The organism is Actinomadura sp. ATCC 39365 (genome assembly GCF_054392275.1).
Genome location: NZ_CP184335.1, coordinates 7,928,659 through 7,946,691, shown reverse-complemented (window position 1 = coordinate 7,946,691; position 18,033 = coordinate 7,928,659). Strand labels below are relative to the sequence as shown.

Sequence of the window (18,033 nt, the reverse complement as noted above, 5' to 3'; positions counted from 1 at the left end):
TCACTTGATCACGACAAACCGCGGGTGTGTGCCGGCGGCGGGCCAGATCCGAGAAGGGACACGCAAGAATGAAGTTATCGCGGAGCGGCCAGAAGATGTCTGACATGTCGGGCCTGCGGAGCATCATGGAGGACGTCGCGACCTCCACCGCCTCGGGCGCGTCCGACTGGCTGAACCTGAGCATCGGCAACCCCGCCCAGATCAAAGAGGTCATCGACGCCTGGAGGGACCTGACCGCGACCGTCGTGGCAGAGGACTTCGCCGCGACCAGCAGCCGCTACGGGCCCTCGCGCGGCATGCCCACCCTGGTCGAGGAGATCGTCACCTCCTTCAACGCCCGGTACGGCTGGGGCATCACGGCCGACAACGTCGTGGTGGGACCGGGCAGCCAGATGCTCTTCTTCATCGCCACCGCGCTGTTCTCCGGCCAGACCGCCGACGGCTCGTTCCAGCGCGTGGTCCTGCCCATGACCCCCGACTACGCCGGATACCTGGGCCTGTCCACGGACCCCGACGGCGTGACCGGCATCGCCCCCGAGATCGAGCTGACCGGCGACAGGTCCTTCCGCTACGCCTTCGACTTCGAGGCGGTGGAACGATGCCCCGAGGTCGGCATGCTCCTGCTGTCCAGCCCCAGCAACCCGACCGGCCGCAGCATCGACGGCGACGAGCTCGCCCGGCTGGTGGGCCTGGCCCGGCGCCACGACGTGCCGCTGATCGTCGACCACGCCTACGGCGCCCCCTTCCCCCGCGTCGCCGCTTCCCGGGTGGCCCCGCAGTGGGACGACCACCTGATCAACTGCTTCACCCTGTCCAAGGCGGGCATGCCCGCCGAACGCGTCGGATTCGCGATCGGGCCGTCCCGGTACATCCGGGCGATGGTGTCGTTCATGGCCAACTCCGTCCTGCACGCGCCGCAGCTCATGCAGCGGGTGGCGGCCAGGGCGCTGTCCTCGGGGCTGCTGGACCGGCTCGCCGCCACGGTGATCAACCCGTTCTACCGAGCCCGCCGCCTGTACGCCGAGCGCCTGCTGGCCGACCTCCTGCCCGAGTCCGTCACCTGGCGGCTGCACGCCGGAGAGGGCGGCATGTTCTGCTGGTTGTGGATCGATCACGACTGGTTCGACGACATGGCCCTGTACCGGCTGTTGAAGACCAAGAAGGTCTTCGTCGTTCCCGGCCGCCACTTCTTCGCGACCCCGGCGTCGGAAGCCACGGCCGCGTCCCACGCCAGGCGGTGCTTCCGGATCAGCCTCACCGCCGACGAACACGTGATCGCCGAGGGCGTCGGACGGATCGCCGAAGGCCTCCTGGAGCTGCGCCGCGGCTCCTGAAGGCCCGCGCCGCCCGGACCTGCCGCCTCCCATGAGCCCAGGCCCGGCGCGGCCCCGCCGCCGTCACGCCGCTACGGCAAGGCGGGCACGGCCGGCGGGTTGTTGGTCCAGCCGGTCTCGATCATGGTGTCGGTCGTGGCCTCGTTGAGGGACAGCTTGCCGCTGATCGCGGTCGTCCGGGTCTTGGACAGCAGAAGCATCGTGCCGGTGTCCACGATCAGGCCGGTCTGCTCCTCGATCGTCAGTCCGTTCTTCTGCACGACCTTCGGGTGGTCGATCGACAGCGCCGCGCCGGCTCTGCCCATGCCGTCCTTGGACTGTCCCTGCGCACGGACGGCGGGCATCGTCAGCAGGACCTGGTAGGCCGCGGCGCGGACGTTCTTGGGCGCCGGAAGCTGATGGAGCATCTCCGGCAGCGCCCCGGTGACGAACTGGTCCGTGTCGTTCTGCTTGACCCGTGAGACCCGCGCGGCCTCGGAGAGCCAGGACTTCAAAGCGTTCGGGTCCGCGGGCAGTCGCTGGACCTCGTCGTACGTCAGCCACTGCCCGGCCAGGAAGAACTTGTCGTTCTTGCCGCGTACGGGCCCGACGTGCCCCTTGTCCGGCTCGGTCGACAGCTTCACGACCTGGCCGTCGGCCGTGCGGGTCCACTTGGCCGGCGAACCGTCGCGACGCCACGCCTTCCGGTCCGCCGCGCTCTTCGGGTACGCCCCCGCGTTCCGGTATCCGAGCCACGCCTTGCCGTCGGGCGCCGTCCATTCCTCGGTGAGCCCTGCTCCACCACCCAGTAGCGATTCGCGCCGCCGCCCATCTGGCGGGGACCGGTGCGCTGGGTCAGCACCCGCGTGTGCCAGTAGGCGCCTTCCGCCGGAGCCGACGCGGCGGCCGCGAGCCGTGTCTGCGATGCCTCCGCCACGCTCGGCAGGCCCAGCAGGGCGGCGACGCCCACGGCGGCCAGGCCGGTGCCGACGGCGATCAGCGGCCGGACCCGTGCGGTCGCGAGCTTCATGTCTTTCCTCCAGAGGTCGGGAAATGCTGTCCCCACCCCATACGCGTGAGCGCCGCACAAGGTTGCCTGCGACACCCGCGCCGGATTCCGGTCGGCTTCGACCGGGCCCTCAGTTCCCGGGGTCGCGCAGGCCGACGCAGTCGAAGGCCCAGAAGGGCTCCGAGTAGACGAATGTGCCCGTCATCCACGGCTCGTGCGCGGACAACCGGGCGACCTGGAACGCGGCTTCAGGGATGCGCAGCGACGGCGAACGGAAGCCCGCTGCGCAGGCACCCTCGAAGCCGCGCGTGCCGTAGTAGCGCGGCGAGCCCTCCAGGAACACCAACGGCACCCCCTGGTCGTCGGCCGCGTCGAGGGCGTACGCGATGAGCCGGGTGCCGATCCCCTGACGCTGGAACTCCGGGACCACGCCCAGCGGTGACAGGCACAGGACGTCCACGATCCGGCGCGGAGCGTCCAACCGGGTCGCGCTGAGCAGGACATGCCCGACAACCCGGTCGTCAACGGTGGCGACGAAGGACATCGGCGCCAGCGCGGCCTCCGCCACGCGAAGGGCCTCCACGAGCCCGGGAACCCGCTCGCCGTCACCGAAGGCGCGCGTATGAACCTCCCGCACATCCTGGTGATCGTCGGCGGTCTCTCGACGGATCACCAGCCCGGCACCATCGGAAGCGATCGGGAAGCCTTCGGACGCATCGCATGACGTCATGGCCGCGACGGTAGGGCACGGGACGGCTCCTGCGCGAGGCAATTACCCCCCAGGTCGTCACTGCCGGGCCGGCCCGGCCCGACCAGCCGCGTTCACCCTACTTGGCGAGGCCGAGCCCGCGGACCAGCACGGTGGCCGCCTTGGCGATCACGCTGTTGTCCATGGTCGCGGTGGGGTCGTTGCGATTGGTGTAGATCGCGATGATCACCGGCACGCCGGAGGGCGGCCAGGCGACGGCGATGTCGCTGCCCGGCGCGTACGCGCCGACGCCGCCCCCGGTCTTGTCGCCGACGACCCAGTCCCGCGGCACCCCGGCGCGGATGCGCTCGGCGCCGGTGATGCCGGCCCGCAGCCAGTCGTTCAGCCGCTGCCGGTCCTCAGGGACGAGGGCGTCGCCCAGGCTGAGCCTCTGCAGGTTGCGCGCCATGAACGCGGGCTTGACGGTGTCGCGCTTCTCGCCCGGCTTCCAGTCGTTGAGCTCCGGCTCATAGCGGTCGAGCCGCCCGATCGGGTCCCCGAGCGAGCGGTAGTAGCGGGTCAGCCCCGCGGGCCCGCCGATCTGCTTGAGGAGCACGTTCGCCGCGGTGTTGTCGCTGGCGGTGACGGTCGCGTGGCACAGCCGGTCCGCGGTCATGCCGTTCTTGACGTTCTCCGGCCGTCCGGTGATCGGCGAGTTCGCGACCACGTCCTTGGCCGTCCAGTGCAGCGTGCGGTCCAGCAGGCCGGGGTCGGTCGTCCGGGCCTTGTTCAGGATGGCGCCGCACAGGATGGCCTTGAAGGTGGAGGCGCTGGCGAATCGTTCGCCGCCCCGGTAGGAGAGGGTCTTCCCGGTGCCGGTGTCGATCGCGTAGGCCCCGATGCGTCCCTGGTAGGAGTTCTCGAGCGCGCGCAGTTGCTTCTTGACGTCGGCCGTGCCGCCCTCCGGTTGCGCGACGGCGGACGCCGAACGTGTGTCGGCCCCCGCCGAACCCGCCAGCCCGACGACGGCCGCCATCGCCGTGGAGGTCACCAGCACGGAGGCGCCCAGCCTGGTACGCAGCCCCCTGTGATGAACGTGTCCCATCCCAACTCCCCGATCTCGATCCGGATCTTCATGAGCGCGACCCAGAAGACCAGAGGCGGCAGCGGGATGTCCAATAGCGATATGAGACCCCGAACAATAAGGATTCCGATATTTCCCCAGGTAATCGGCTCCCGCACCTCGACGCTCAGGCGACGATCGCGGCCAGCTCCGCCCGCGACGAGATCCCCAGCTTGGGGAAGGCCTTGTAGAGGTGGTAGCCGACGGTGCGCGGGCTGAGGTAGAGCTGGGCCGCGATGTCACGGTTGGACGCGCCCGTGGCGGCCATCCGTACCACCTGCCTCTCCTGCGCCGTGAGGACGCTGAGCGGGTCGTCCGCTTGGCGCGGGGCCGCGGGCACGTCGCCGGTGGCGCGCAGCTCCGCGCGGGCCCGCTCGGCCCAGAGCGCCATGCCGAGCCGGTCGAAGGTCTCCAGCGCGGCGCGCAACTGGGCGCGGGCGGCGGCGCGCCTGCGCGCCCGCCGCAGCCACTCGCCGTAGAGCAGCCGCGTGCGGGCCTGCTCGTGCGGCTGGTCGCCCTGTTCGTGCGCCCGGACGGCCTCCTCGTACAGGTTCTCGTCGTCCTCGACGAGGGCGCGGCAGCGCAGCGCGACCGCCTCGGCGGACGGCACGCCGACGCCGGCCGCCCAGTCCAGGTAGTACGCCAGCGGCTCGCAGGCCAGCTCCGGCTCCTTGGCCCTGACCGCGGCCTCGATCCGGTCGGGGGCGGAGAAGACGGACACCGGCGCGTTGGCGGGCGAGATCCTCTCCAGCATCCTCAGCGACGCCTCCGGACGGCCCAGCGCCAGCTCCAGCCGCCCGAGCCCGGCCAGGGCCATCGCCTCGGCCGTACGGAGCCCGCGCGCTCTGGCCTGTTCCAGCGCGGTCGTGGCCGCCGTCCGGCAACCGAGCTCGTCGCCCAGTTCGCCGCGCGTCACCGCGAGCAGCGCGGCGAGCACGACGGCTCCGTTCCGCTGCCCCAGGTCGCCGACCACCGCGATGCTCTCCTCCAGCCGGGACGCCGCCTCGCGATACCTGCCGAGCAACATCTGCGCCTCCATCCGGATCTCCACCGCGACGGTCAGCCAGCCCCCCATGTCGTGCGCCCTGCACTCGGCCTCGACGCGCGCCGCCACGGCCTCGGCCAGGTCGTAGCGCCCGATCGGCGCACACAGCTGGGCCACGAAGGTCAGACCCGGCACCTGAAGTCCGGACAGATCGGGAGCGAGCACCAGCCCCTGCATGAGCGGGACGGCGTCCGGCAGTTCGCCGTTGGCCAGCGCGGACAGCCCGAGCGCGCCGCTCACCAGCGGAGAACCCACCTCGGGCAGAGCCCTGAGCTGCTTCGCCGCCTGCGCCGCCAGGCCCGGGTCACCGGCGTACCACGCGCAACGCGTCGCCTCCACGAGCAGGTAGGCCGCCCGCTCGGCGTCGAGCGGGGCGACCCGCTGCGCGCCGGCGATGATGAGCTCACCGGCCGTGGCGGGGCTGCCCTGCTCGAACTCCCGATGGGCGCGCACCTGGATCAGGTGGGCGAGGGCCAGCGGGTTCTGGATCTCCTCACTGGCCCGGCCGGCCAGCGCGCCCGCGCGGGACAGCTGGCCCGCGTCGCTGGCCGCCACGGCCGCGGCGGCCAGCCGTACCGACCGCTTGGCGGTGTCGGGGGTGAGTTCGGCGGCCCGTTCGTAGGCCGCGGCCATGGCCGCATAGCCGGAACGCGTGCGCGCCCGCTCCGCGGCCGACTCCAGCCCGCCCGCCACGTCCTCGTCGGGCGTGGTCGTCGCCGCGGCCAGATGCCAGGCCCGGCGGTCGGCGTGCTCGCCGCCGTCGAGCACCTCGGCGAGCGCGAGATGCACGGCCAGCCGGGACGTCAACGGCGCGTTCCGGTAGGCGGCGGCCCTGATGAGCGGGTGCCTGAAGGTCACCGTGGCCCCGTTCACCGTGACCAGCTTGGCCTGCTCCGCCGCCTCCAGGTCCGCCAGCCGGGCGGAGAAGGACTCCGCGGCGCGCAGCACGATGCCCAGGTCGCCCGTGTCGTCGGCGGCGAGCACCGCGAGCAGAGTCTGCGCCGTGCCGGGCAGCGCCCTGATCTGCTGCTGGAACGCCGCCTGCACCCGCCCGGCGACCGGGATCGCGGTGAACGGGCTCAGCTGCCCGGCCTGCTGCTCCGCGGTGAACGTGGACGGCAGTTCGAGGAGCGCGAGCGGATTACCGCACGCCTCCGCCAGGACGCGGTCACGCACCTTCGGCGCCAGATCCCCGGCCGACTCGGCCAGCAGCGCGACGGCCGCCTCGCGGTCCACGCCGTCCAGCCACAACTCGGGCAGCCCCTGCGGGTCGAACTCCTCCCGGCCCGCGAACACCAGCGCGACGCCTTCCGCGTCCAGCCGCCGCGCCACGAACACCAGGGCGTCGACGGAGGCCCGGTCGAACCACTGCGCGTCGTCGACCAGGCAGAGCAGCGGCCCGTCGTCCGCGATCTCGGCCAGCAGGCTGAGCAGGGCGAGCCCGACGAGGAACCGGTTCACCTGAGCCGTCGCGCCCAGCCCCAGCGCGCCCCGCAGCGCCGCCGCCTGCGGTTCGGGCAGCGCGTCGATCCGGTCGAGCTCGGAACGCAGAAGCAGGTGCAGGGCGGCGTACGGCAGCTCCGCCTCGGACTCGATGCCGACCCCGTGCAGCACCCGCACCCCCGCGGCGCGTTCGGTCAGGTGGCTGAGCAAGGCGGACTTCCCGATGCCCGGCTGCCCGCGCACCACCAGCACACCACTGCGTCCGGACCGCGCGTCCGCCAGCAGCCGGTTCACCTGCGCCTGCTCCGCAGCCCGCCCATACAACATGGTCGAAAATCTACCGGAACGGACATTTGCCCCTCCGGCCTGGGAGCGGCGTCTCCGGTCAGGGCCGGAGCCGCCGTCCCGTGGCTGAGCAGTGACCGTGACCTGGCACTACCGTCACGATGACAGATTCGGCGCGCCACCGGCCTGCGTAGTTTCGACGGCAGCAGGGATGACGGCATCCCGCAACGACGAGAGGATCTGATCATGGCAGCCCTTGCCGCCGCGCCCACCACCACCGGCTCCAAGGCCGAGGCCAAGCTGCTGCGTTTCGCGCTCAAGCAGGACGCCATCGGGTCGGGCGCCAACGGGCTCGTCTTCCTGGCCGTCGCCGCGATCTTCGGCTCGATGTTCGGCCTGCCCGGCGCCCTCCTCGTGCCGGCGGGCGCGTTCCTGGTCGCCTTCGCCGCGAGCCTGCTCTTCCTCGCCGCCCGTCCGGTGGTGAACAGGGCGGCGGTGATCGCGGTGATGGTGGTCAACGTGGCATGGGTGGTGGGCAGCGCGGAGATGCTGATCGCCGGGTGGTTCCCGCTGACCGGTCTGGGCACCGCCTACGTGATCGCCCAGGCGGTCGTGGTGGCGGGCTTCACCGGCCTGCAGTTCGCCGGCCTCCGCAAGGCCTGAGACGAAGTCGGAAAGGACCATGGTTCTGGACGGACTCTGCCCCGACGTACGAGCCTCGGCCCCGTGGGATCCCCGCGGCGAGCTGGAGCGCTGGTCCAGCTCGACCGGCATCGTCGTGGAGGTGTGGGCGCTGCCCGCCGGGCCCCTGCCCGGTGGTGTCACGGAGCTCGTCCGGGCCACGATCCTCGACGTGCTGGAGGGCTTGGCGGGGGACGGGTCGGTGCGGTGCGTGAGCGTCGCGCTCACCGCGAACGCGCGCGGGCTGCGCCTGACGGTCAGTGGTGACGGCGACGGCCTGCTGCCGGAACGGCTCGCCGATCGCCTGCGCGTCAGGCGCGCCGGTTTCGCGGCGTTGGGCGGCGGGCTGTCGGCGAACGCGGTTCCCGCGGCGGCGTCACCGTCAGCGCGGCGCTGCCCCCGTGCGGATCCCGCGCCATCAGCGGTTGAGACGGTACGGCACCTTCCCGGCCGGGCCTCGGCCGAGTGACCGTGCACGGCGCGGGGATGATGGGATCGGCTCCATGCCCACAGTGATCACCGGCCTCGACCGGTGCATGCAGGCGGGGTCCCTGCTGCCGGCCGTATCGGCGATGACCGAGTTCGGCTCGGCGCTGCACGTCCTGCGCGACCCCGGTCACCACGGCCTGGAGGACTGGGCGGCGAGCACCCTCGCGGCGATGAGCCCTCGCCTGGCGGCATGGACCCGATCGTGGTGGTGGACGGCGCAGGCCATCAGAGCGGCGCCGTTCGTCACCCCCGAGCCTCCGGCGGAGAGCTTCGACGACCGGCTCGGACAACTGCGTGCCATGCCCGTCCAGGAGCTGGCGGGCCAGCTGCTGCGGCCGATCGCTCCCACGGGCGATCGGCAGGTCGCGCTCCAGTGGTCGCGCGCGCGAGATCCGGCGGTGGCGGCCCGCGTCGAAGCGCTCGCCAGGCGTCCGCAGGACGCGGCCGGGGATTTCCTCTCGTTCCTGCGTCACAGTTGGCAGGGGTGGTTCGAGGCCGAGTGGACCCGGATCCGGCCGGTGCTGGCCGGGCGGGCGCGACGCTTCGCCGACACGGCGTCCCGGCAGGGGCCAGGGCCCGCGCTCGCCGCTCTCGACCCCGCGATTGAGCTCGCCCCGGCCGGGGTGGCCGTACGCATCGCCAAGATCCAGGCCGCCCGTCATGACGTGTCCCGGCGCGGGCTGGTCGTGGCGCCCAGCACCTTCATCCGTCCTCACCTGTACGTGGCCGACGTGCCCGGCCGGCCACTCCTGCTCCTCCACCCCGTCGACACCGGCCTCCCCGTGCCCTCCGCCGCCGTGCTGCGGCGACGGCTGGAGGTCCTCGCCCACCAGGGCCGCCTGGAGGTCGCCCGGGCGATCGCGACCGAACCGCGGACGGCCGGCGAGATCGCGATGTTGTGGAACGTGGACCCGACGCAGGTGAACCGGCATCTACGCGCCCTGGCCGCGGCGGGACTGGCCACCGCGGCCCGGCAGGGACGGTTCGTGCGGTACCGGCTCGCCGCCGATGTCCTGGAGGAGCTCGGCAGGGACGTGCTGTCGCTGCTGCTGCGCTGAGCACGATTGATCAGATTCGTCAGTCCGCTGGCCGGACGGACGCAGTGGTGCTGAAGTCCCTCCCAACCACTTCATCGAGGGAGAACCACCGTGACGATCCTGTCTCCGGAAGAGGCGATCGGCCGCCTGCGTGCCGACCGGGACATCCTCCTCGCTCGCGTCACCGGACTCACCGAGCAGCAGCTCGACGCCGACTACCTGGTGGACTCGGGCCCGCTCGGCGACTTCTGCCGTTCCTTGCACGACCTCGTCGCGCACGTCCTGATGTGGGACGAGATCAACCTGGCGGTGCTGACGGAAGCCGCCGCCGGCCGGCCGCACTGGAGCCTCGATCCACGCTGGGAGGACCCCGCCGTCGGGCGGGCGCTGAACATCGGCGGCGTGGAAGCGGGCCGGCACCTTCCGGCCTCGCTGCTCCTGCACCGGTTCGGGGCGGTGCATGACGCGATTCTGGCGGACCTGAGCCGGTACGGCGAGGAGTCCTGGGACGCCCCCGGGCTCGGAGCGGTGGTGCAGAGGGCGTGGACCGTGCCCGGGAACCCGGCGTACTGGCACGCCGCCATCCACCTCGGCGTTCGTCACTGAGCGTCCGCGACGGGCGTGCACGGCTTCACGGGCGTGCCCGCCTCGGCCAGCCAGGCGCCGAGTCGCCAGGGCACTTGCGGGTCCCCGTTGTCGCGGAACTCCACCACGAGCGTCTCGTCCGGTCGGATGTACCGCGGGAAGATCTGGATCGTCCGAACGGACTTCACCCGGGTGGCCCTGAACGACCGCGACTCCTCCACGAGTGATCGCAGCTCGCTCGCGTTCGCAGCGGGTTCACCGCCGTAGGCCCCGTCCACGCCGGTGAACCGCGGGCTCGCGCACCGCGTGGCCGGGGCCAGGAAGGTCACGTCGGCCTTGATGCCCACCGCATCGAGCTTGGCCTCCAGGCCGGCGGGATCGCGCAGCTCGTTGACGGTGACCTCGACCGTGCCGTCCGGGCCTCTGGTCACCGCGTGGGCGGCGGGCCCGGTTCCGATGATCAACGGTGTGACGGTGAGCGCCGCCGCCACTCCGGCCGCGACCAGCAGCCGGGGGCCGGTGACGACGCGTCGCCGGGGGTGCATCCCGCGGAGCAGTCGCTGCCGGGCTCCGGCGAGTTCGTCCGGAGTGGCGGGGGGAACGGTCTGCCACATGGCCTTCAGTGCGTCCATCAGCGTTCTCCTTGGTTGCTCAGGGCTTCACGGATCCGGAGACGGGCCCGGTTGAGTCGCGAGGCGACGGTTCCCGGCGGGATGGCCAGCGCGTCGGCCACCTCCTGGTAGCTCAGTTCGGCCCAGGCGACGAGCAGCAGCACGTCGCGATCGGCCGGTGCGAGCTCCATCAGGGCCAGCGCCAGCGGGCGGTTGACGGCCAGGGTGTTGACCTCGTCCTCGACCTGAGAGCCGGACAGCTCCGCCGGATGCACGCCGCTGCGAACGTAGGCGCGGTAGAGGCTCATCTCGGTACGCCGCCGCCGGCCGATCAGGTTCGAGGCGATGCCGTACAGCCACGGCCGGGCATCGGGGCGGCCTCTGTCGTAGCCGCCGCGGTGCTGGAAGGCGGCCAGAAAGGTGTCGGCCACGACGTCCTCCGCCTCGCTGGGGCCCAGGCGTCTGGTCACGTAACGGTGCAGGAGCGGCGCGTGCCGGTCGAACAACGTGGCGAAGATCTCGGGTTCGTTCAGCGATCTCTCGATGAGGAGCGCGTCGTCGACCTCGACTGCTTCGCGAGGGATTGTCATGCATACCGACCTTTCCTGGCGTATGCGGTCACCTGTACTTACCGCGCCAGGCCGAAATCCTTCACGGGGAACGCGGGCGGTGGCGGGGGTTCGCGGCGAAGCCCTTTGCCGTCAACCACACGGCGAAGACGAAGGTCTGCAGGGCCAGTGGCGCGTTCATGGCCAGGTAGAGCGGCGTGACCACGTCAGTCAGGCGAAGCAGCACCAGGAAACTCGCCGATACGGCTGCTGCGATTGCCAGGAATCCCCACCCGGACAACCAGCGAGGGACGGATCTCGACCGCCACAGAATGCGGAACAACAGGAGATCTCCAAGGCTCAGCGAGAAGATCAATGCGACGTGATTGACCAAGTCGCGCGCCGTCCGAAGTAATTCGCCCACGACCACGATGCCGGATGCGGCCGCAGCGCCGGCTTGGGTGAGTTCCTGGCCCAGCACGAGGAACAAGGGCAGCATGATGACGCCGATGAAGTGGAACGTCGCGGCGATCAGCCTGAACCCGACAAATCCCAAGCTGAGCGCCTCGTTCTCCGCCCTCAATAAGGGATACAGGTACAGCGCGAACCCGACATAGGCCGGGATCATGATGGACTGAGCGACTGCGCCGACGATGACCTGGCCCTCGTGTGCGGAAATGAGAGCGAGACGGCGTGGTTCGTCGACAGCGGGAACGACGCTCAGCGCGCCGGCGACCATGCCCAAGATGACCAACGCGCCGGCGATTGCGGTTGCCCGCCTGTTCGTGTGCACGGTTCCCGTCCAGAGATCGTCGTGGTGGTCAGCCTGCGAGCAGGTCCATGCGGAGGAAATCGGTGATGCGGAGCAGCTTCGGCGGACGTGCCACCTCGTCGGGGAGGGCCTGGAACGCCTCGTCCGTCCCGACAAGGCGTGGGGCGGTGAGTTCCACCTCTCTCCCGTCGACCCGGAGCCGCGCATTACTGGCCGCCAGGACGTTCTGCACCCAGTCGGAGCGCGATCCGTACACCAGAACGAACAGGTAACCGCCGTCGACGGGATGCGCGTCGAGCGGCGTGCGGTACGTGGCGCCGGAAATGCGACCGACGTGAATCAGCACCGGCCATCGCCCGCCGGCTATCGCGCGGGGGTTGAACACCTTCTTGTTCACGTGCCCCCACCATTTCGGCATCGGCATGGAAATCTCCTTCTCCGCGCTCCTTAAGCGCCAGGACGGCCTTACTGCTGTAAGGCCACTTACGGGTGTAAGGTTGGCTTACGCTTGTAAGGCTGTCAACCCGCCCACATCCCGGAGCCGTCATGCCGCCGCAACCGCTCAGCAGAGTCCTCGTCCTGGAAGCCGCGATCCGGGTCGCGGATGGCGGCGGCGTGGAGGCGATCACGATGCGCCGGGTGGCGCAGGAACTGGGCGTGGAGGCGATGTCGCTCTACCACCACGTGCCGAACAAGGACGCGATCCTCGACGGCGTGGTCGACATGGTGTTCGCGGCGATCGAGCTGCCCGGTGCCGAAGGCGACGATTGGCGTGACGCGATTCGTACGCGAGCCGTCTCCGCACGCGCGGTCCTGTCGCAGCACAGCTGGGCCCTCGGCCTCATGGACTCCCGCCGTGATCCTGGACCGGCGACGCTGCGCCATCACGACGCCGTCCTGGGCGTCCTGCGGGAGGCGGGGTTCACGCTGCCGATGGCCGCGCACGCCGTCTCGCTGATCGACAGCTACGTCTACGGGTTCGTCCTGCAGGAGGCGAACGTGCCGATGGCGACGCCGGACGATGTCGAGGAAGTGGCCGGCGGCATCCTCCAGCAGCTGCCGGAGAAGGAGCTGCCGTACCTCACCGAGATGATCCGCGACCACGCCCTGCGACCGGGCTACGACTACACCAGCGAGTTCGGCTACGGCCTGGACCTGATCCTGGACGCCCTCGAAGCGCGCCGAAGCGTCCAGTGACGGGGCGAATCCGGGTGAACTTCTCGGTACGGGTGGCGAACGGGGGAGGGGCTTGGACGGGCCGGTCCGGCTGGGTGGATGGTGGTGTCAGTGGCGGTGGTGGTTGTCGGGTTGTGCGGGGTCGCCAGGGTGTTCAAGGCCCGGCACCAGTCGCAGCCGGTGGGCGCGCGCGTGGTCGAGCCAGCGTACGAACGCCACCCTGCGCGCGGAGTCGAGGAGGCCGTCGGCGGGTGCGGCCGAGGCCGTACCCGGGGCCGGGGTCGGGTCGTGGCAGGCGACGAGGGTGGCGGTCCAAGGGCCGGCCGTCACCGTCCGGCCCGGTACGGCGGCGGCCAGAGCCTCGGCCAGGGCGACGGGCAGCGAACCTGGCTCGGCGTCGAACTCTCCGTCCGGGGTGCGTAGCCGCCATACCGGTCCGGTGGTCGGTCGTGCCGTGGCCTCCCGATACGCGGCCGCCTCCGACGCGGAGACGGTGACGTCGGCGGTGACGGCCTCGTAGACGGCGCGGACGGCGGCGCTGCCCTCGTAGGCCGCCGCAGCGATCGACCCCAGCTCAACAGCCGCCCGCTGGTCGAGCCGTACCGCGATGGCCTCGATGGCTCGCCGGCCGGGCCGTGCCGTGATGGCGTCGGTGGTGGGCTGGTCGGGGCGGGGTGGTGGGGGCTTCTCCAGGGGGAGTCCGCGGGCTGTGGCCTCGGCGGCGCACAGGTGCTCGGTCAGCACCACCTGGGCCACCCAGCGCGTGAGCTGCCGGTCCTCGGCCGTGCCCGGTGCCGGAAGCGCCGCAGACCTCGGGCCGGCCCGCAGGGCTGCGAGCCGTCGGTCCAGCTCGGAGCGGGGGAGCGGGCAGCCGTCGAGCCAGCCGAGCACCGGCCCCACACCGGACGCGACCGGTTCGCCGGTGACGGGCGCGTGCGCGGGGGTCGGGCGATCGGTCTGGGGTGTGGGGGCGGGGCGTGGATGGCTGGTGCGGGGAGGGTGGGTCACGGGGTCACCACCAGTTCGACGGTCGGCGCGTACTGGCAGCGGCCGAACCACATGACCTTGCCCAGGGCCCACGCGGAGCCAGGGGCGGCGTCGCGCGGTGCGGACACCTCGAACTCGGCGACCGTGCTCTCGCCGGCCGCCAGGACGAACCCGCGGACCGGGGCGGCGATCAGGTCCCACGTGCCCCAGGGCGAGACGACCTGCAGCTCGCCCCGGATCTCACCGTACGTGCGGTTGTGCAGCGCCAGCCCCAGCACGGCACGCCCGCCGGGAGCGACGCGCACCGACGGCGTGGTCACCTCCACCGACAGGCCGGTGTCGCGGCCGGGATGGTCCTTGCTGCCCTGCGCGGCCACCCAGTCCTCCGGGACGTCACCGGGCACGGGCAGCACGCCGGGCAGGTCGCCGACGGCGACGGTGACCACGTCCTCGACGGTCTGGCCGTCGTGCTGGATCCGGGCGGCGACGAAGTACAGGCCGGGCTCGACGCCCAGGGGAGGGGTCACCGTCACGGGGAACCGTACGTGCCCGCCCGCCACCAGCCGGTACGGGCGCCGGGTCAGACCGGCCGTCCAGCCCTCGGGGACGAGGATCTCCACGGCTCCTTCCACGTCGGCGTCGAGCAGGTGCGAGGAGAGCACCACCGACAGTTCGGCGGGCTCGCCCGCGGTCCGCACCAGGCCCGGCGACGCCGTGACGCTCACCGGCAGATAGCCCATCGGCGCCGGCCCCCGGTTGTGCAGCCAGTACCGCGCATGCACCGGCTGCGCCACCTCGGCCGCCGGCCCCAGCACCGCACCGCCGCGGGCCGAGCCACCGGTCGGCAGGCCGGGCACGGCGATCACGGTGGCGACCTCGGCGCCGGTCAGCGCGACGGCGCCCTGGACGGGTTCGCCCCGCCGTTCGAGCAGGTCGGCGTGGTGCGCCTCGGTCAGGGCGAGCGCACCGGTCAGGACGGCGTCACGGCCGAGCCCGGTGGACTCCATCAGGCGCACGGTCACCCCGGAGGACGGGTCCGCCGCGGCGGCTGACCCGTGGGCGGTCGGGTTGCCGGCCGGCTTGACGGTGCCGACCAGCACCTCCCGGGCGGGCTCGACCTTCAGGTACGACCGGGTCGGCGGCAGCGGGCCCCCGTGCGGCTCGGCGATCACGGCGTACAGCGGATGGTTGAACTCCTGCCCCCGGGCGGGCAGCGTCAGCGTGCGCCAGTCGCCCTCGCCGGAGACCAGCGCGTAACGGAACTCGTGGGTCCAGTGCATGAGCTGGAAGCCCGCTCCGTCGGGCAGCGTACGGCGGGGCGGGTCGATCCACACCCCGGACGGCCACCCGGTGCACGAGCGCATCAGCGACAGGTGCAACGTGCCGGCCGGATCGACGGCGAAGCCCGGCAGGCCGTAGGTGAGCAGCGCGACGGTGTGGCCGGTGAGCAGCTCGGACGCCGGGACCGCGCCGGGGCAGGCGGAGCTCACGCGGGCGTCGGCCAGGTCGGCGGTCAGCGCGGCGGGATCGGTGGTGACCAGGACGGGCAGCGCCCGCAGGTCACGCAGGTCGGCGTTGGGCCGCCAGACCTCGCGCAGCGGCCGGGCGGCGGGCACCCAGACGCGCCCGTCCCGCTCCAGGACCTCGGCGTAGGCCGGGCCCGCGCGTTCCAGCAGCTCGCGCACCGCGTCGTTCTCCCGCGGCCCGCCGATCATGATGCGGAAGTCGGGGAGGTTGGAGTCGACGTCGAGCCAGCCGTACCTGGACCAGTCCGCCCCGGCCGTGGTCGCGGTGACCCCGGCCCTGACCAGCGCGACCAGCAGGTCGCGCACGTCGGCGGCGTCGTCCGGGCCGGGCACGACCACCTCCGCCACGCCGAGCGCCCGCTCGCCCAGCGGCCGGCCGTCGGGGCCGGTGAGGGCGACGCGGGCGGTGGAGCTCAGGCCGAACCAGGTGTTGGCGGGGTTGTCGAGGGTCCACGGCGCCTCGGCGGCGTCCACGTCGGGCAGGGCGAACCCGCGCCCGACCACGGCCCCGGCCACCTCGCTCACCGGCAGCGCGCCGGGCAGGTCGGCGGGGAAGCTCAGCCGCAGCAGCCGGTCCGCGCCGCGGTAGTCCAGGACGCGGGTGGCGAGGTCCACGTGATCCACGCCGTCCCAGAGCGTGACGGTCTGCTCGTAGCCGATGCCGTCCACCGTTCCGGTGATCACCAGGCGTTCCCCGAGGGGGCAGGTCTCGCGCCGCACCTGGGCCGTGCCCTGGGCCGCGCCGACGACCGGGCCCTTGGGCACCAGGTGCCAGGGGCCCTCGCCGAAGTCGGGGTGGGCCGGGTACTCCTCGTAGACGCGCAGCTCGTTGCCGACGCAGCCGGGCCGTAGCAGCTCGCGTCCCGCCTTCTTGTCCAGGACGGCGGAGAGGCAGCCGCCGCGTTCGGGGTCGGCGGTGACGCGGTAGCGGGCGTTCTCGACGGTCACGCCGGGCTCGGAGGTCCATGCCGCCGCACCGGGGCGGGACGATCCCGGGAGGAGGCGCCAGGTGCGCCAGCCGGTCGCGGGCACGTCCTCGGCCAGGAAACGCAGGGTCCCCCGGTCCACGACGCACGGCACCTCCGCGCCGGCGTCGTCGAGCACCCGTCCGCCGTCGAGCCCGGCGGGCAGCCGTACGGCCACGGGCGCGGACCGGTCGAACGACAGGGTGTTCGCGACGACGACCGCGACGCCGTCGCCACTGGTGTCCACGCGGGCGACGAGCGAGGCGAGCGAGACGTCGCGCACGGCGCCCGCCAGGTCGTACGCCTCGCGCCAGCCGGACAACAGGTCCAGGTAGACCTGGTCGGACTCGCTGCCGGTGATGGCGTCGTGGTGCGCCCCGTAGGCGAGCTGACGCCACACCTTGTCCAGCGCGGCCTCGGGGTAGGTCCCGAGCCCTTCGAGCGCGGCGAGGGTGGCCAGCTTCTCCGCGTCCACGGCGGCCACCTCGCCCGCCCGCTGCGCCTGCTTGGTGTCGATGTAGGAGACGTCCTTGCCGGTGTAGACCGGGTTCATGTCGCGGGTCTGCGGGCTGGGGCGGCGTCCGGTGGCCGCCAGCTCTGCCCGGACCGCGTCGAGGAAGTCGCGCGGGGTGGCGCAGACGAAGCGCGGCCAGACGTAGCGGGCGTTCCAGGAGCGGTGGATCCCGGTGACCCACTTGTTGGGCGGGGTGTAGTCGGTGCCCACGGGCAGCAGCAGGTTCCGCGTCGCCCCGACCGGCTTGAGCTTGCGGTACAGCTCGTACACGGCGTTCTCGGCGGCCGCCAGGTCGGGGGCGGAGTCCATCCACCAGCCGGCCGAGTAGTGGTGCGGCATGAAGTGCGTCAGCACGCCCAGCCCCGACGGGGCGATCCACTCGAACTCGCTCGGGAACTGCATCACCCGGGCGTCGTCCTTGGCCTCGCGGAAGTTCTTCTGGATCGGCCCCCACTGATGGAACGGCCCGCGCGCCCACGCGCTCCCGGTCAGCCCCGCCGCGGCGAGGTATCCGGGGAACTGCGGGTCGTGCCCGAACGCGTCGAGCTGCCACGCCGTCGCCGGCTCGCCGCCCAGGATGTCGCGCTGGTAGCCGATGCCGTACACGATGTTCCTGATCGTGACCTCGGCGCCGGTCAGGTTGGTGTTGGGCTCGTTGTACGTCCCCCCGACCAGCTCGACCTGCCCGCGCTCCATCAGCAGCCGCAGGTCGGCCCGGCGCTCGGGATGCACGTCGAAGTACGGCTTGAGATAGTCGATCTCGGCCAGCACGAACTTGTAGACCGGGTCGCGCAGCGCCAGGTCCAGGTGCGCCTCCACCAGCGCGAACCCGTTGCGCTCCCACAGCGGGCGGGTGGTGGCGTCCCCGGACAGCAGCTCCCAGGGCGAGGTGTAGGCCGCCTGCGTGTTCCACCACACCGGGTCGTAGTGGAAGTGGGAGACCATGAACATCGTCCAGCCGGGCTCGGCCACGACCACCACGGCCTCGGCCCGCGCGCCGCCCGCCGTCACCACGACCGGCAGCTTGGCCCCCGGGACCGGGTCGGCGATCTCCAGCGGGACCTCCACCTCGCCCGAGCCCTCCGCCTCCCCGGACACGCCCGGGCCGGTGACCGCGACCCGGGCGGGCGGGCCGTCGAGCGTCACGCGCAGCACCTGGCGCGGGGCGTCCTCGGTGCCCGCGAACAAGTCCGTGGACTCCACGGAGACGATGGCGACTGACACGGTCTTCCTCTC

16 protein-coding genes are annotated in these 18,033 nt (G+C 72.2%); 6 read left to right on the top strand and 10 right to left on the bottom strand.

What is annotated here, in order from left to right; all coding sequences use genetic code 11:
* Window positions 1–68: 68 nt before the first annotated feature.
* Window positions 69–1,334 (top strand): valine--pyruvate transaminase, encoded by a 1,266-nt coding sequence (locus ACNF49_RS38540; protein ID WP_498703295.1) that lies wholly within the window; start codon window positions 69–71, stop codon window positions 1,332–1,334.
* 71 nt (window positions 1,335–1,405) lie between these two features.
* Here ACNF49_RS38540 and ACNF49_RS38535 read toward each other — a convergent pair whose 3' ends face one another.
* The 4 genes from ACNF49_RS38535 to ACNF49_RS38520 form a co-directional block, all read right to left on the bottom strand.
* The gene (locus ACNF49_RS38535; protein WP_482940723.1) at window positions 1,406–1,957 is read right to left on the bottom strand and encodes a hypothetical protein; all 552 of its coding nucleotides are present in this window, start codon (window positions 1,955–1,957) and stop codon (window positions 1,406–1,408) included.
* Between the two features lie 495 nt (window positions 1,958–2,452).
* A complete protein-coding gene (locus ACNF49_RS38530; protein WP_482940722.1) occupies window positions 2,453–3,052 on the bottom strand; it encodes a GNAT family N-acetyltransferase in 600 nt (199 codons plus the stop codon).
* Between the two features lie 97 nt (window positions 3,053–3,149).
* Window positions 3,150–4,115, bottom strand: coding sequence for a class A beta-lactamase (gene bla / locus ACNF49_RS38525; protein ID WP_482940721.1), 966 nt, complete (start codon window positions 4,113–4,115; stop codon window positions 3,150–3,152).
* A gap of 145 nt (window positions 4,116–4,260) precedes the next feature.
* Window positions 4,261–6,948, bottom strand: a complete 2,688-nt coding sequence (locus tag ACNF49_RS38520) for an ATP-binding protein (protein ID WP_482940720.1) — start codon at window positions 6,946–6,948, stop codon at window positions 4,261–4,263.
* A gap of 204 nt (window positions 6,949–7,152) precedes the next feature.
* Between ACNF49_RS38520 and ACNF49_RS38515 the strand changes: the two genes are divergently transcribed.
* The 4 genes from ACNF49_RS38515 to ACNF49_RS38500 all read left to right on the top strand — a co-directional run bounded on the left by ACNF49_RS38515 (window position 7,153) and on the right by ACNF49_RS38500 (window position 9,719).
* Entirely contained in the window at window positions 7,153–7,569 is a 417-nt protein-coding gene (locus ACNF49_RS38515; protein ID WP_357972093.1) for a hypothetical protein, read from the top strand.
* Window positions 7,570–7,588: 19 nt separating this feature from the next.
* Window positions 7,589–8,056: a hypothetical protein gene (locus ACNF49_RS38510; RefSeq protein ID WP_482940719.1), complete on the top strand. Its 468-nt coding sequence runs from the start codon at window positions 7,589–7,591 to the stop codon at window positions 8,054–8,056.
* A 34-nt stretch (window positions 8,057–8,090) separates the two neighbouring features.
* Window positions 8,091–9,134 carry an ArsR/SmtB family transcription factor gene (locus ACNF49_RS38505; RefSeq protein ID WP_482940718.1) on the top strand — a complete coding sequence of 348 codons (1,044 nt, stop codon included), beginning with the start codon at window positions 8,091–8,093 and terminating at the stop codon, window positions 9,132–9,134.
* Window positions 9,135–9,224: 90 nt separating this feature from the next.
* A complete protein-coding gene (locus tag ACNF49_RS38500; RefSeq protein WP_482940717.1) occupies window positions 9,225–9,719 on the top strand; it encodes a hypothetical protein in 495 nt (164 codons plus the stop codon).
* On the opposite strand, the gene ACNF49_RS38495 is transcribed toward ACNF49_RS38500, so the two are convergent.
* The 4 genes from ACNF49_RS38495 to ACNF49_RS38480 all read right to left on the bottom strand — a co-directional run bounded on the left by ACNF49_RS38495 (window position 9,713) and on the right by ACNF49_RS38480 (window position 12,026).
* A complete protein-coding gene (locus tag ACNF49_RS38495; protein WP_482940716.1) occupies window positions 9,713–10,330 on the bottom strand; it encodes a hypothetical protein in 618 nt (205 codons plus the stop codon). The two genes, ACNF49_RS38500 and ACNF49_RS38495, sit on opposite strands and share 7 nt — an antisense overlap.
* A complete protein-coding gene (locus tag ACNF49_RS38490; RefSeq protein WP_482940715.1) occupies window positions 10,330–10,899 on the bottom strand; it encodes an RNA polymerase sigma factor in 570 nt (189 codons plus the stop codon). Before ACNF49_RS38490 ends, ACNF49_RS38495 begins: the two co-directional genes overlap by 1 nt.
* 61 nt (window positions 10,900–10,960) lie before the next feature.
* Window positions 10,961–11,650, bottom strand: coding sequence for a DUF4386 domain-containing protein (locus tag ACNF49_RS38485; protein WP_482940714.1), 690 nt, complete (start codon window positions 11,648–11,650; stop codon window positions 10,961–10,963).
* A gap of 28 nt (window positions 11,651–11,678) precedes the next feature.
* Window positions 11,679–12,026, bottom strand: coding sequence for a nitroreductase family deazaflavin-dependent oxidoreductase (locus ACNF49_RS38480; protein ID WP_482940713.1), 348 nt, complete (start codon window positions 12,024–12,026; stop codon window positions 11,679–11,681).
* A gap of 149 nt (window positions 12,027–12,175) precedes the next feature.
* Between ACNF49_RS38480 and ACNF49_RS38475 the strand changes: the two genes are divergently transcribed.
* On the top strand, window positions 12,176–12,826 hold the full coding sequence (locus tag ACNF49_RS38475; RefSeq protein WP_482940712.1) for a TetR/AcrR family transcriptional regulator: 651 nt from the start codon (window positions 12,176–12,178) through the stop codon (window positions 12,824–12,826).
* Between the two features lie 87 nt (window positions 12,827–12,913).
* Here the strand turns inward: ACNF49_RS38475 and ACNF49_RS38470 are convergent, their stop codons facing one another.
* The gene (locus ACNF49_RS38470) at window positions 12,914–13,813 is read right to left on the bottom strand and encodes a DUF7158 domain-containing protein (RefSeq protein WP_482940711.1); all 900 of its coding nucleotides are present in this window, start codon (window positions 13,811–13,813) and stop codon (window positions 12,914–12,916) included.
* A complete protein-coding gene (locus ACNF49_RS38465) occupies window positions 13,810–18,021 on the bottom strand; it encodes a glycoside hydrolase family 38 N-terminal domain-containing protein (RefSeq protein ID WP_482940710.1) in 4,212 nt (1,403 codons plus the stop codon). The genes ACNF49_RS38470 and ACNF49_RS38465 overlap by 4 nt, the downstream gene beginning before the upstream one ends.
* Window positions 18,022–18,033: the final 12 nt, after the last annotated feature.